12 protein-coding genes are annotated in these 14,978 nt (G+C 53.2%); 6 read left to right on the forward strand and 6 right to left on the reverse strand.

Annotated features, from left to right (window positions below; genetic code table 11):
- A complete protein-coding gene (locus HF685_RS11170) occupies positions 1-375 on the forward strand; it encodes a DUF6768 family protein (RefSeq protein WP_211051143.1) in 375 nt (124 codons plus the stop codon).
- Here the strand turns inward: HF685_RS11170 and HF685_RS11175 are convergent, their stop codons facing one another.
- From HF685_RS11175 to HF685_RS11185, 3 genes are all read right to left on the reverse strand, one after another.
- Positions 376-1,362 carry a HupE/UreJ family protein gene (locus tag HF685_RS11175; protein WP_168820020.1) on the reverse strand — a complete coding sequence of 329 codons (987 nt, stop codon included), beginning with the start codon at positions 1,360-1,362 and terminating at the stop codon, positions 376-378.
- Positions 1,359-2,183 carry a peptidyl-prolyl cis-trans isomerase gene (locus HF685_RS11180; protein ID WP_168820021.1) on the reverse strand — a complete coding sequence of 275 codons (825 nt, stop codon included), beginning with the start codon at positions 2,181-2,183 and terminating at the stop codon, positions 1,359-1,361. The genes HF685_RS11175 and HF685_RS11180 overlap by 4 nt, the downstream gene beginning before the upstream one ends.
- A gap of 112 nt (positions 2,184-2,295) precedes the next feature.
- On the reverse strand, positions 2,296-4,194 hold the full coding sequence (locus HF685_RS11185) for a DUF3604 domain-containing protein (RefSeq protein WP_168820022.1): 1,899 nt from the start codon (positions 4,192-4,194) through the stop codon (positions 2,296-2,298).
- Between the two features lie 135 nt (positions 4,195-4,329).
- Between HF685_RS11185 and acs the strand changes: the two genes are divergently transcribed.
- Positions 4,330-6,267 (forward strand): acetate--CoA ligase, encoded by a 1,938-nt coding sequence (gene acs, locus HF685_RS11190; RefSeq protein WP_168820023.1) that lies wholly within the window; start codon positions 4,330-4,332, stop codon positions 6,265-6,267.
- A gap of 147 nt (positions 6,268-6,414) precedes the next feature.
- On the opposite strand, the gene HF685_RS11195 is transcribed toward acs, so the two are convergent.
- From HF685_RS11195 to HF685_RS11205, 3 genes are read right to left on the reverse strand one after another with little or no spacing between them, the layout of a single operon-like run.
- On the reverse strand, positions 6,415-7,428 hold the full coding sequence (locus HF685_RS11195) for a hypothetical protein (protein WP_168820025.1): 1,014 nt from the start codon (positions 7,426-7,428) through the stop codon (positions 6,415-6,417).
- Complete coding sequence (locus HF685_RS11200) at positions 7,428-9,185, reverse strand: sodium:solute symporter family protein (RefSeq protein ID WP_168820027.1); 1,758 nt, start codon at positions 9,183-9,185, stop codon at positions 7,428-7,430. The genes HF685_RS11195 and HF685_RS11200 overlap by 1 nt, the downstream gene beginning before the upstream one ends.
- A gap of 43 nt (positions 9,186-9,228) precedes the next feature.
- Complete coding sequence (locus tag HF685_RS11205; RefSeq protein WP_168820029.1) at positions 9,229-9,516, reverse strand: DUF4212 domain-containing protein; 288 nt, start codon at positions 9,514-9,516, stop codon at positions 9,229-9,231.
- Positions 9,517-9,660: 144 nt separating this feature from the next.
- On the opposite strand from HF685_RS11205, the gene HF685_RS11210 reads away from it, so the two are divergent.
- The 4 genes from HF685_RS11210 to sufB all read left to right on the forward strand — a co-directional run bounded on the left by HF685_RS11210 (position 9,661) and on the right by sufB (position 14,846).
- Positions 9,661-11,481 (forward strand): DUF885 domain-containing protein, encoded by a 1,821-nt coding sequence (locus tag HF685_RS11210; RefSeq protein ID WP_168820031.1) that lies wholly within the window; start codon positions 9,661-9,663, stop codon positions 11,479-11,481.
- Between the two features lie 231 nt (positions 11,482-11,712).
- Positions 11,713-12,597 (forward strand): DUF6597 domain-containing transcriptional factor, encoded by an 885-nt coding sequence (locus tag HF685_RS11215; protein ID WP_168820033.1) that lies wholly within the window; start codon positions 11,713-11,715, stop codon positions 12,595-12,597.
- 158 nt (positions 12,598-12,755) lie between these two features.
- Positions 12,756-13,211 (forward strand): SUF system Fe-S cluster assembly regulator, encoded by a 456-nt coding sequence (locus HF685_RS11220; protein WP_168820035.1) that lies wholly within the window; start codon positions 12,756-12,758, stop codon positions 13,209-13,211.
- Between the two features lie 156 nt (positions 13,212-13,367).
- The gene (gene sufB / locus HF685_RS11225; protein WP_211051495.1) at positions 13,368-14,846 is read left to right on the forward strand and encodes a Fe-S cluster assembly protein SufB; all 1,479 of its coding nucleotides are present in this window, start codon (positions 13,368-13,370) and stop codon (positions 14,844-14,846) included.
- Positions 14,847-14,978 lie beyond the last annotated feature (132 nt).

Genomic DNA, 14,978 nt, shown 5'->3' on the forward strand with positions numbered 1-14,978 from the left:
ATGAGCAATTTTGATAATGACTTGAGTGCAGCCCTGAGCGCCGATGACAAGGCGTTTCTCGACGATCTGGAGGGTGGCCGGGGGCTTTTTGATCAGCTGGGAGCAACGATGCGCGGCCCGATGCGGTTCTGGTCTTATCTGATCACGGTTGTCACGTTTCTGTGGTTTCTGGGTGCATTATATTGCGGCTGGCAAGCGATCCAGGCGGAACAAGTTCGCGAGACTATTTTATGGTCAGCCGGTTTACTGCTCTCGTTTCAGGCGGTTGGGCTGCTCAAAATGTGGATGTTTGACCGGATGAACCTGCTGTCACTTCTCGCGGAGATGAAAAAGATCGAACTACGGGTCGCGCAGCTTGGCGAGCCTCGATCCTGATCAGGCAATCATCCGCTCGATAAACCAGTACGTCGCGATAATGCCGATGCCATAGGCTGACGCCGTCTTTACCGGCTGCGTCAGGCTGTCCTGATATTTCCGGATCAACCAAAGAACGAGCAACCCTGCCGCAACGATCAACAGCTGACCGATTTCGACGCCGAGATTAAACGTCAGCAGCGCCATTGGGACATCGCCTTGGGGCAGTCCAATTTCGGCCAAGGCTCCGGCAAAGCCGAAACCGTGCAGCAGGCCGAATAGGAAAGCGACGACCCACGGAAAGCGCTCCGATAGCCTAAACTCTCCCGGTTTCGCCTTGACGATTTCAACTGCGAGGAAGACAATCGATAGCGCAATGACCGCTTCAACTGGCTGTTGGGGTAAGGATAAATAGCCCAACGTGGTGCCGATTAATGTGATGCTGTGCGCAACGGTAAACGCGGTCACCGTCTTGGCGACCAGCCAGCCGCCTTTGAGCAAAAGCACTAATGCCAGCACAAACAGGAGATGATCGAAACCGAGCACGATATGTTCAACCCCGATAACTGTATATGTCCATGCAACATTGGCAATTTCGTCTTTACCGGCAATGGTCGCGATGGGCTGGTCGGGTGTCAGCCGCAATGTCTGCGTCTCTCCACCTAGCGGTGCTACGCGAACCAGCGCATCGGTTGAAGATAACTCCAGCGCTTTCAGGCCAATATTCTGCCCTTCCAGATTGCCATTGCAGCTTAGCGTGAGCGTCGTCAGAATATTGGTATTGGCAAAACGTTTTTGCGGCGCACCGCGGACCTCGCAATTTTCCGGCACAATGGCTTCGCCCGTCGCACCCAGTCGCGACTGGGCAGAGGCTTTCCATAACAATGTCCATTGCTTTGCACTTTGCTGGGTCAGCTCGACATAAGCAGGCCGCAATTCGTCGGCGCGGGCTGGCGTGTTGGTTACAAACAATACAACAATTCCGCTCAAAATAAAGGCTAGTCTCATTTCCGGCCCGCCACTTCTATATCATATTGCGCTTTGTAGCGGTCCAGCGCTTTTGTTTCGCTAGCCGCGGTTTGGGCGGCCCGCCAGTCGTTTGTGACCTGTTGACGGACTTCATCCAAAGCGGCGGCTTTGCCCGGAGTCTTGCTTGTTATTTTTACCAGATGCAGACCGAATCCTGATGGTACCGGGCCCCGCCATAGGCCAGGTTTGAGTGCTTCCAATCCATCCGCAAACTGTTCACCGAACTGACGGCTGATGTCCGACATGCTTGCTTTGGACAATGTGGCGGGGAGCGAGATTGGCCGTGCAACATCCGCCGGTTTTACCGTGCCCTTGTTCAATTGCTCGACAATTTGATTTACGCGATCTGCATTTCCTGAGTCACCCTGTCCGAGATAGATTTGTTCCAGATTATATAGTGACGACAGTACATATTGTTCGGGATTTATATCCATCCATTTTTGCAAATCTGCATCGGATGGCTCTTCATTTGCAGCATCTTCATTGTTCAAAAACCGCATCTTTGTGAACAGCCGCCGCCGGATTACGGGGTCACCTTGGTCCAGTCCCAATCGCAATGCCTCGCGATAATAGATTTCTTCGGTAATTTCCTGATTAATCAACCCCTCAAGTTCTTCGTTCGTTGGCGGTCGCCGGAAGTTTTGTTCCCAGCCGGTTTTTAACCGCTGGATATCCGCGTCGGCAATTGTGATCGCATAATCGGCAGGATCGCGATTGGTTCCGGTGGCCCAGAAGAAACCGAACACAAGCAATGCGCCGCCGAGGAAATGGATCAGGGGTTCTTTGAGTAGTTTACGCATTTTGCCGACCATGAATTCCAGTTACCGTTCGGGCTGAGCTTGTCGAAGCCATTTCGTCATTATCCTTCGACAGGCTCAGGATGAACGGACTACAACTTGATGCCAAGTATAACTAAGCTTTCGGGCTATACCAGATCGGCGACGAATAGGCGCGTTCCTGCTGGATTTTGATCACTTCGTCCGGCAACGTCAAACCGAATTTCAGTGCATCATAAACCGGCCATGTCGGGGTTGGAATCTCGAGTACGCGGACGTAATAGAATGCATTTTGCCCCGCATCGAAATCCGGGTCCTGCCAGAATGAAACCAGTTCGGGTGCGCCGATGCCGTTATCCCATTTTCCGGTGGACAGATCGACGGTGTTGCCGGCTGGAGCGAGCTTGCCGTCTGCGCCAAGGGTGCGGGTGTCTTCCATGCTCCAGCTGACGTTATAGATTTTTTCCTGAGACTTCCCTCCGGCATCAACCCAGCCCTTGACCACCTGAATTCGGTCAAGGCTCGCACTTTCGGGGTCCATCATTGCGCTGATCAGGAAGGTTGGTGTTTTGCCCTCCCCGCCAGTCAGGTCACCACCCATTGGCACGCCCTTGGCATAGCCTGTTTTCACCAGATCGCCCGTATCGCTTTCGGAAAAATCAAACCCGCCAAAGAACCGCACGGTCATTCGTGGGCCGGTTGTGGCATAGACCTCACGGCGCATGAAAGCGTCGAAAATGGCTTCGCGTGAATTGCTCGTCGCCCATGCTGCAGCATAGCCGCTGGAGAGATAATGCCAGCCAAACCGGCCTTCGCGCGTACCCAGATTCTGCGGTTGCATGGCACGGTCTTTGTTGTTCAGTTCGTTTTGGCTATGCTTGCCGAAGAAGTTGTTCTCGTCTGCCGTCGCAAGTGACGTGTGGCTGTCGGTCGAGCCGATCATGCCGAACTTGAACGGGTTGGCACCGATAGTGTGCATCAATTCAAGCCCGCGCTTCAGGGCTTCGCGCGTATAGCTACCGGCATATTGCTCAGGCTTGGTTTTCCCGCCCGTACAGCTCAAGTTGCATTGATCCCAACCGGTATCGCCAAACGCCGCAAACTCATCATTGGGAGAAAGAAACGGATGCGCCTCGCTGTCACCCTTGATCTGGGTTGCTTCGACCACCGGCTCATATTTCGCCCGGGTTTCAGCATAGGCTTTATCAATCGGGCTGCCGTCATATTTCTGCATTTCAAACATGCGCCCGTTCGACACATTGCTGTTGTGCGGCATCGCCAGAATTTTCCCGCCGGTTTTCTTTTCATAGGCGGCCATATATTCCCACAGCTTTTCCGGATTTCCGGCAAAACTTTGTGATGAATAGGGTAGAACCTGATTCGCCTTTTTTGCACCATCGCGGAACATCACCACGCGGTGAAGATTGTCGCCGCCGGGCATCGGGGTATATTCAAAGCCCATGAAGGCGGTGAACTTGCCGGGCTCGTTATATTTGTCGACCGTCTCGCCATGCGCCTCCCAAAGATCCTTCGTTCGCTTGGCCTGTTGTTTCGGGTCGGTCAGTTCTGGCGGCAATGTGCCTTTGGCGGCGCCATCAATCAGCTCGGCTGTAACGCGCAGCGCACCTTCATCGCTTTCGTTGAGCATATCATGCCAGCGGAGCAGAAATTCATTGCCCAAGAGCGCAATGCGCGGGGCGTCCTTGATCGCCTTGGTCGCACCCATGGCGTCGCTGTGATCGGCAATCACCAGAAAATCGAGTGGTCGGGAGAGTTTGGCCTTTGCGCCCTTGGTTGCGGTAACTTCTTCGCCGCGGGCAAAGCGCAGCGCCTGTTCCGCATTGAGCCGATTACCGAAACCAAAGGCATCTACGCTGTTATCGGTATGGAGATGGGTGTCACCCCAGAAAACCTGTTCAGGATATTCGGTGTTTTCAACTTTTTCGCTCATCCGGTCGGGATCATCGCCAACATATTTGCAGCCGGCAACCGCCAGAGCGGTTGTGCAGGCGGCAAGCAATAATATCTTACGCATTTCGTTGTCTCCCCAAAACCGTTAGCTAGTCAGTTAACACGCAAGTATCAGAGCGGCAAGCGCGACATTTCAGCACTATGCCAGCAAGCCGTTCGTCTGCTACGAAAAGCCCAACGATTCTCAGGAGAGCAGTTTATGAGCGACATGATCCAGCCTGACACCAAGGCGACTGCGAACACGAACTGCAGCGCGGAGGAGTATCAGCGGCTCTATGATGAGAGCATTGCCAACCCCGATGCGTTCTGGGCGAAGCAGGCGGAGCGGATTGATTGGGAAACCGCTCCGAGTACAATATCCAACTGGTCCTACGACCCTGTCGATATCAAATGGTATGAAGATGGCGTGCTTAACATCTGCCACAACGCCGTGGACCGGCATATCGCGGCGGGCAATGGAGATGTGATCGCGCTAATTTTTGAACCCGATGATCCCCAGTCTGAAGGCCGGAAGCTCACATATTCGGATTTGCTCCGTGAGGTCATCAAAATGGCGGGCGCACTCAAGAAAATGGGTGTCAAAAAGGGTGATCGCGTCACTATTTATATGCCGATGATCGTTGAGGGCGCTGTCGCGATGCTGGCCTGCGCACGGATTGGGGCGATCCATAGTGTCGTGTTTGGCGGCTTCTCTCCTGACGCGCTGGCGGGACGGATTGAGGATTGCGAGAGCAAATTTATTGTCTGTGCTGATGGCGGACTGCGCGGCGGAAAGCCGGTACCGCTGAAGGCCAATGTTGATGCAGCGCTGGAAAAACCGGGGGCGGATGTCGATGCGGTGTTGGTGATTAATCACACCGGTACCGACATCGAAATGACTGAAGGTCGTGACTACTGGTATCATGAAATCAGCGCAGATGTACCCGCTGAATGTCCCTGCGAGCCAATGCAAGCAGAAGACCCGCTGTTCATTCTCTATACCTCTGGTTCGACCGGCAAGCCCAAGGGCGTGCTTCATACCACAGGCGGCTATGCCGTTTGGGTCGCGACCACCTTTCACTATGTATTCGACTATAAACCGGGCGAGGTGTTCTGGTGCAGCGCTGACATCGGCTGGGTCACTGGTCACAGCTATATTGTCTACGGCCCGCTGATAAACGGCGCGACCGAGGTGATGTTTGAGGGCATTCCCAACTATCCCGATTTTGGCCGTTTCTGGGAAGTCGTGGCCAAGCATAAGGTCAATATCTTCTACACAGCGCCTACTGCTATAAGAGCATTAATGCGCGAAGGCGACGGGCCGGTAAAAGTGCATGACCGCAGCTCGATCCGGCTGCTCGGCACGGTTGGCGAACCGATAAACCCAGAGGCCTGGCGCTGGTATCACGAGGTCGTGGGCGAGAAGAAGTCGCCGATTATTGACACCTGGTGGCAAACCGAAACCGGCGGCACGATGATAACAACATTGCCCGGCGCGCATGGCATGAAACCGGGCAGCGCGGGCAAGCCGTTTTTTGGCATCCAACCGCAGCTGGTCGATGGCGATGGCAAGGTTCTGGAAGGCGCAACCGACGGCAATCTCTGCATCACCGCCAGTTGGCCGGGCCAGGCGCGCAGCGTCTATGGCGACCACGAACGTTTCATCCAGACCTATTTTTCGACTTATAAAGGCAAATATTTCACCGGTGATGGCTGTAAGCGCGACGAGGATGATTATTACTGGATCACCGGCCGTGTCGATGATGTGATCAATGTTTCCGGCCACCGTATGGGAACGGCAGAGGTTGAAAGCGCGCTCGTTTCCCATCCCAAAGTCGCCGAGGCGGCGGTGGTTGGCTATCCACACGATATCAAGGGGCAGGGCATTTATTGCTATGTCACGTTGAACGCGGGTGTGGAATCTTCAGAAGAACTGGTTGCTGAACTGCGCGGCCATGTCCGCAAGGAAATCGGGCCCATCGCCACGCCCGATCATCTGCATCTGACACCCGCACTACCCAAAACCCGTTCGGGAAAAATCATGCGGCGGATTTTGCGTAAAATTGCCGAGAATGAGCATGGCGCATTGGGGGATACTTCGACACTGGCTGATCCGTCTGTTGTCAATGCGCTGGTTGAGGGGCGATTGAACAGATGAGCCAGACTTGGCTGTCAGACGCGACTATGGCGCTCTTTTCAACGCGCGTACTGCGGCGACCGAGGACAACGTCATCAAATTGCATGGAATGCTCCGTTTAAAATTGTTTGTCGTTGGCAAGTGGAGATACGCAAAGTACGGTTTTTATCAAACCCAGTACGGGTCTGTTTTTTTAAACGGGAAAACTTTAGCGTATCCATCACTATTTGGCGCGCCAGAATAGCAGAGGGCTTTTGGTGGTGAGACATTGGCAACGCCGACATTGCTGCCTCCGATGGATCGATGTCTTTTGCCCAGCGGCTGCGATATAGATTCAATACCCTGCCAAAGCTCTAATAGAGGTGGTCCCATTATTAACTGCAAATGGTTATTAGGGCTCAAGCCCTTCCACCATGGAGAACAATCGAATGTGTCTTCGGTCAGCCCGGCATAAAAAGCATTAAAAACGATGGCAATTTTTTCTGCTGCGATCATTACAGCTCTTAGTTTCTTGGGATCTCTCGCTAGCTTGGCCTTCAATTGAAATTCGATGCTACCTGATCGAAATTCGGTTCGTTGATACCCGAGTTTAAAAGCGAAATTTGAGAACATATAGCTTACGGGAGTCTTACCAATCCAAAATGGTGGATCGTCGTTCGTCCATCGTTCAAGAAACGCTTCACGTCCGCCGTCATCCCAGCGCCATTGTGCGGGTTCAAAGTGGCCATATCTATGGGGAAGCGCTTCAGGGAGTTCTGCTTCCAATATATCAAGCAACTGACCGATCTTATCGACGCCTACTTTGTCCGCATTTTCAAAAAATATTTGTAGACTAAAACCCCGTTCTTCGCTCTCTTGGCTATCAATGGAGATTACGGGTTGTGTCCCATCGCCGTCTGACAATTGATCAGCTTGAGGATCATAGACCAGCGCGCCATGATTTTCGATGAGTTGATGTCTTAGATTTTTCCAGGCCTCCAACGCTTCGGTAGTAAGGTTTCCTTCCACATTAATATCTGTCCGCCATTTACGGCCTTTAAGGTAAGGCAACAATTCTTGCGCAAAATCATCTTTTATGACGCGCATTGGTGTAGTCGAGTTGATGATCCAGCCCGGCCCTTCCGTTAATGTCTCAGGCAATTTTGGCTTGGACCGAAAATAGGCTTCAAAATCAATACTCATCAAGTAACCCGCGGCACCCGAATATCCTCAATCAATTTCCCGACCGCATCTGGCGGCGCGCTGGTAAACCGTGCCACCGCTATCGCGACTGCGAAATTCAGCACCATCCCGATCACACCGATACCTTCAGGCGATATGCCAAACAGCCAGTTGGCCTCGATATTGCTCTCCGGCGACCAGAGTTTGAACCAGCCGATGTACAGGAACGTAAACGTCAATCCCGTCACCATCCCGGCAATCGCGCCTTCGCGGTTCATCCGTTTGGAGAATATGCCCATGAAGATCGCGGGGAAGAGCGAAGCTGCAGCCAACCCGAACGCAAAGGCTACAACCTGCGCGACCCAGCCGGGCGGATAGATGCCGAGATAACCAGCGACGAATATGGCCGCTGTTGCCGCCAGCCGCGCAGCCAGCAATTCGCCTTTCTCGGTAATATTGGGCCGGAAGGTTTGCTTGAGCAGATCGTGGCTGATCGACGAACTGATCACCAGCAGCAACCCTGCTGCCGTCGACAGCGCCGCCGCCAGTCCGCCCGCTGCAACCAAGGCAATCACCCATCCGGGAAGATTGGCAATCTCCGGATTGGCGAGCACCATAATATCGCGGTCGACATAGACTTCGTTTACGTTGTCATCCGCTGCTTCGTTGGTGACAACCCGCTCGCCATTGGCACCGGCTCCCGCGTCAAATTCCGGCGCGCCTTTGAACGCGTCGCCTTTGCCAAGCTGCATCTTGCCGTCGCCGTTTTTATCGCGCCATGCGATCAGGTCATTGCTTTCCCAATTCTTGAACCACTCGGGAGCCTGCGAATATTCAACATTGTTTACACTGTCGATAAAGTTGAGCCTTGCGAAGGCTCCGACGGCAGGCGCGGTAGTATAGAGCAAAGCAATAAAAACCAACGCCCAGCCCGCAGATTTACGAGCATCGGAAGCTTTGGGCACGGTGAAGAAACGCACGATCACATGGGGTAATCCAGCCGTCCCCACCATCAGCGCAGCGGTGATGCAGAATACGTCAATCATCGATTTATCGCCGCCGGTATACGCGCCAAAGCCCATATCCTGCAGCACCAGATCCAGCTTTTGCAGCACATAAAGCCCCGAACCATCATCGACCGTCGAACCCAGCCCGAGTTGCGGAACAGGGTTGCCGGTCACCAAAAAGCTGATGAAAAAGGCGGGCACCATATAGGCGAAGATCAGCACGCAATATTGGGCGACCTGCGTATAGGTAATCCCCTTCATTCCGCCGAGCACTGCGTAGAAAAACACTACCGACATCCCGATTAAAACGCCCATCGTAATGTCAACGTCTAGAAACCTTGAAAAGACAATCCCCACGCCGCGCATCTGACCCGCGATATAGGTGAAGCTAATGAAGATCAGGCAGATCACGGCAACCACCCGTGCGGTCTTGGAATAATAACGCGCGCCGATAAAATCCGGCACCGTATATTGACCAAATTTACGGAGGTAAGGCGCGAGCAGGAGCGCCAGCATGACATAGCCGCCGGTCCAGCCCATCAGATAGACACTGCCGTCATATCCGGCGAATGCGATAATCCCGGCCATCGAGATAAAGCTGGCCGCACTCATCCAGTCGGCAGCAGTGGCCATGCCGTTGACGATCGGGTTAACGCCGCCGCCTGCGACGTAAAACTCGTTGGTCGAACCGGCGCGCGACCAGATCGCGATACCGATATAGAGCACAAAGCTGGCGATGACGAAGATGTAGATGAGGGTTTGGGTGGTCATGCTTTATACCTCACACGAACGGAGAGTGTATGTTTTTAACACCTTAATCATTGAGATCATATTTGCGCTCAATTTTGCGCATCTTGATAGTGTAGTAGATGATCAGCATTATGAACCCGTAAATCGACCCTTGCTGCGCGAACCAGAAGCCTAGCGGATAGCCGCCAACCATCCACTGATCGAGAAACGACCGGAACAAAATCCCAGCGCCAAAGGAGATCACAAACCAGATGGTCATCAGGACGCCGAGCAGACGGATATTCTCCGACCAATAGGCATTTTGATTTGCGGATTTTTGCTCGGTTGTTTCGCCTGGCTCGTCTTCTGCCATGTCCACCATCCCCCATATTATGTCTTTGCATCGTCTTTAACCGGCAGGAGAAACGGCGCAAGGGCTTCTATGGCATTTGTGCAAACCGGTGTCAGCTGTTACGGAATAGCGATAAAGAATCTCAGTAACAAAGGGTCCTGATTCATGAAACGCATTTTCCTGCTCACTACTTCTGCCATGATAGCCGGGTGCTCAATCAGCCCCATAGCAACCGTTAGCGCGCAACCCGTCGAAGCGGCGGACGCATCTGCTGATATCAATGCCGAACTGGCCACGTTCTTTGAGGAATACGATAAAACCGAGCTCGCCAATTCGCCAATGTCAAAAGCCTATCGCGGCGTGAGAGATGCCGATTATGGCCGATGGGATGACCCCAGTGAAGCGGCAGAACTGGAGCAATATCAACGCGGTGAGGCAGCGCTGGCGGAGATGGAACAGAAATTTGATTCTGCCCAACTGGATGAAGCAGGACAGCTGAGCTATCGGCTGTTTCAGGCCCGCGCCGAGCGCGCCAGAGAGGCGTTCCCGTTTCGCCGCAACAGCTATATTTTCGATCAGATGAATGGTGCGCAGAGCCAGATTCCGGCCTTTCTGATCAACATTCACCGGGTCGACAGCAAGGCTGATGCGGGTGCTTATGTGAGCAGGCTCTATGCAGCCGGACCATTGATCGAGGCCCTTGTTCTGCAATCGGCAGAGCGGGCGAACGATGGCGTTATCGTCCCGGGCTGGGTGTTCCCCTATGTCATCAGCGATGCGAAAAACGTCATCAGCGGCGCTCCTTTCGAGGAAGGCGATGATTCGCCGATTTATGCCGACTTGAAGAAAAAAGTGAATGCGCTGGACATACCCCACGAAGAAAAAGCCGATTTAATAGCGCGAGGCGAAGAGGCGCTGACTGATAGTCTGGCCCCCGCTTATCAGAAGCTCGTCGCCGAAATGGAGCGCCAGCAGAAAATGGCTCCCGAAGGCGACGGGATATGGCGCTTCAAGGATGGGGAGGCCTATTATGCCGAGCGATTGAAAAATTACACGACAACCGATTTGAGTGCCGATGAAGTCCACCAGATCGGCCTGGATAATGTCGCGCGGATTCACGGCGAAATGCGAAAAATCATGGCGCAAGTCGGTTTCAAAGGAAACCTGCAGGATTTCTTCAAGCATCTGCGGACCGATGATCAATATTATTACGACACGCGGGAAGCCTATCTTGCTGATGTGGATGTGAAGCTGGCGGCGATGAAAACCAAACTGCCTGAATTTTTCAATACGCTGCCGGAAGCACCCTTGGTGATCAAGCCGGTAGAAGCCTTCCGCGAAAAATCGGCAGGCAAGGCCTTTTACCAAAGCCCTGCGCCAGATGGATCCCGACCCGGCACCTATTATGTCAATCTCTACAATCTCAACGATATGTCCAAAACAGAACTGGAAGCTTTGGCCTATCATGAGGGCCTGCCGGGCCATCATTTGCAGCGCGCAATCCAGACCGAATTGGGCAATCTGCCACCGTTCCGTAAATTCGGTGGCGTGACCGCCTATTCCGAAGGCTGGGGCCTTTATTCGGAGGAACTGGGCAAGGATATGGGATTCTATACCGATCCCTATTCCGACTTTGGCCGACTGGGTATGGAGCTATGGCGCGCTTGCCGGTTGGTGGTGGATACGGGAATTCACGACAAGCGCTGGAGCCGGGAACAGGCGATTGCCTATTTGACCGAAAACACGCCGAATCCGGATGGTGATATCCGCAAAGCGATCGAGCGTTATATTGTCTATCCAGGTCAGGCGACGGCTTACATGATTGGGAAGCTGAAAATACTGGAATTGCGCGAACGGGCGCAAAGCAAGCTGGGTGAAAAATATAAAATGGGCGATTTCCATGATGTTATTTTGCGCAGTGGACCTGTCCCGTTGAAAATCATGGAGGAACGGGTCGACCAGTGGATTGCGCGCGAAAGTCAATAAACCGAGGATAAAAACCCGGATTTTGACCTATTTTGTCAATAATCAGATCAAAATGCGTCGTTTTTGTCCAATATCTGGCGCGTGATTCGGGTCCATAGACATTGTGCGACCCGAGGGACTCACGACATCGGATATTCCGTGTGAATAGAGTCCTTTTCCTTCATGGCCTGGCTGTTTTTTCAGCCAGGCCTTTTTTTTCACTATATTTTTCAGCTATAAAGGCGCATCCATGTGGATATCGGCACGTCAGAATTGCCGTTAAAGGGATCGCAATTGGTTAGTCTGAGATATTTCGCGCCTGCAGAAGACGTCCGGGACCTGGTTTCGGTCTACTATCTGTTTGAAGTCGATCAGCCGCGTTTCGATGATAATGAACGCGCTGCAATCGCCCAAATGCGGTTCATTCTGGATGGTACTGCAACATTGAGTTTTGCCAATGAAACCAGCTACCCTTGCGAGAACGCAATGCTGGTCGGCCCGTCTACCGGTGCTATGCATTTCGACGTTAACGGCCCTTTCCGGATGTTCGGTGTCGGCTTGTTGCCGTGCGGCTGGGCCGCCCTGACCAAGCAGTCAGCGGCAGGTTATACCGACAAGGCAGTGCCCGCTGACGAGGTGTTTACCAGTGAAGTCGACAAACACCTCGTATATCTGCGTGGTTGCAAGACGGCAGAGGAGATGACCAGTTGGGCCGACAAGGTCTTCAGCGTTTTCAAATCCAAAGTGAAACCCGAAGTGGTGGAGTTTAGCCATATGGTTGACCAATGGTTATCCTCTGAGCCGTCCCCGCCGGTCAGCGCGTTGATGGAGCGATCGCCGCAAAGCTCCCGGCAAGTGTTGCGTATGGTCAACAAGCTCTATGGCATGCCGCCGAAATATCTCGCGCGCAAATATCGCGCGTTGCGGGCCGCGCGGGCCTATGCCGAGCATAATGAGGAAGAATTGCTGGCGCTGGAAGATGCCTTTTATGATCAGTCCCACATGATCCGCGAAGTCAAGTTTTTCGCTGGGGTAACACCGACCAAATTGCGCGTTTCCGAAGGGGAAACAGCGACCCTGATCGACCAGCGCGGACGGCTCAAGGGCAATATTCCATCGATTGTTTCCGATACCTGATGGAGGCGATGGAGGCCCGACAGGCTTGATTATTTTGGGTTTTTGCCCAGCTTTCTTGCCCGGCTTTCTTGCAATGTTGGATAAATGCGACTAAATTAGTCTTGTTTAAGCGATCCAATGTTTGATTCGCCGGAATCGAAGGTAATATCCAGGATAATATGCGTCTTTCCAATCTTGCCGATTATGCCGTTGTCATCATGTCCGCCGCTGCGCGGCATTGCGGCGCTGCGCTTTTGGCAAAAGGAAAGCTGAACGCATCCAGATTGTCGGAAGAAACCGGCGTGCCCCTGCCTACGGCGCAAAAGCTGGTGAGTAAATTATCCGCTGCAGGATTGATCGAATCCACCCGCGGCGTCGGCGGCGGTATCCGGCTGGCGAGGCCTCCAGCCTCCATCAGTCTTGCAGATATTGTCGAGGCCGTGGAAGGCCCGCTGGCAATTACGAGTTGCACGATAAATGGCAACCATGACTGCAAACTGGAAGATGGCTGCACCGTCAAACCGCATTGGGGTGTGGTCAACAAAACTATACGCAAGGCGCTTGATGATGTCAGCCTGGCCAGCCTGTCGGATATTCCGACTGCTTCTAAAATTCGAACGATGGAAAAAGCATGATGATTAGAAACCTCTCAATATCTGCCGTTTGTCCTGAGCCTGTAGAAGGGCCATTTCATTATTCACGCTGCTGTCTGCGGATAGAGGCTGGCTCCGACAAGTTCAGCCCGAACGGAAATTGATATGAGCGAGCTAATGAAAACCGAAGAAGTAAAAATGGACGAGCGCACGGAAATGAACCGTGAGGCGCAAGAGGCTGTCGACAAGGCGAGCACCTATGAGTTCGGCTGGTCGTCCGATATCGAACAGGATTTCGCGCCCAAGGGGCTGAATGAAAGCACGGTGCGTTTCATCTCCGACAAAAAGGGCGAACCCGAGTGGATGCTCGAATGGCGGCTCAAGGCTTTCCGTATGTGGCAAAAAATGGAATCGCCCGATTGGGCCAAGCTCGATATCCCGATGATCGACTATCAGGACGCTTATTATTACGCCGAGCCGAAGCCGAAGGAAAAGCTGGGCAGTCTCGACGAGGTCGATCCGGAAATCCTGCGTGTCTATGAGAAGCTTGGCATACCGATTGAAGAACAAAAGGTTCTCGCGGGCGTTGAAGGCGCACGTAAAGTGGCTGTGGACGCTGTGTTTGACAGCGTTTCGGTGGCGACTACTTTCCGCAAGGAGCTGGAAGACGCAGGCGTGATTTTCCGCTCGATTTCCGAAGCGATCAAGGAATATCCCGAGCTGGTGAAGAAATATCTCGGCAAGGTTGTGCCGATGAAAGATAATTATTTCGCTACATTGAACTGTGCGGTCTTCTCCGACGGCACGTTTGTCTACATTCCCAAAGGCGTGAAATGCCCGATGGAGCTGTCCACCTATTTCCGGATCAACGCGGAAAATACCGGCCAGTTTGAACGCACGCTGATTATTGCCGAAGCGGGTAGCTATGTGAGTTATCTTGAAGGCTGCACCGCGCCGATGCGTGATGAGAACCAGCTCCATGCGGCGGTTGTTGAACTGGTCGCGATGGATGATGCGGAAATTAAATACTCTACCGTGCAAAACTGGTATCCCGGCGATGAAAATGGTTTGGGCGGTATCTACAACTTCGTGACCAAACGCGGGCTGTGTCAAGGCAAGAATAGCAAGATCAGTTGGACGCAGGTGGAAACCGGCAGCGCGGTGACGTGGAAATATCCGTCATGCGTACTCAACGGCGAAGGCAGCGTAGGCGAATTTTACTCCGTCGCGCTGACCAATAATTACCAGCAGGCCGATACCGGCACCAAGATGATCCACAACGGCAAGAACACGCGCAGCACGATTATCTCGAAAGGGATCAGCGCGGGCAAGTCCGACAATACCTATCGCGGTCTGGTCCGCGTCGGCGCGAATGCGGAAAATGTTCGTAACTTTACGCAATGTGATAGCCTATTGCTCGGCGACCAATGCGGAGCGCATACCGTGCCCTATATCGAGGTGAAAAACCCGACCGCAACGATCGAGCATGAAGCGACCACGAGCAAAATCTCCGACGACCAGATGTTCTACGCCCAACAACGCGGGCTGGACGAGGAAGAAGCGGTGAGTTTGATTGTGAACGGTTTCGCGAAAGATGTGCTGAAGCAGCTGCCGATGGAATTTGCTGTTGAAGCGCAGAAATTGCTGGCGATAAGTTTGGAAGGTTCGGTTGGATGATTGACTCCCCCACCCCAACCCCTCCCCTGAAGAGGAGGGGCTATTCTTCTAAAACCCCTCCCCTTCAGGGGAGGGGCAAGGGGTGGGGCATACCAAAAGAACGCCTTGCTATCCTTCAAGAACACGCCCGCC

The organism is Parasphingorhabdus halotolerans, assembly GCF_012516475.1.
GTDB classification, from domain to species: domain Bacteria; phylum Pseudomonadota; class Alphaproteobacteria; order Sphingomonadales; family Sphingomonadaceae; genus Parasphingorhabdus; species Parasphingorhabdus halotolerans.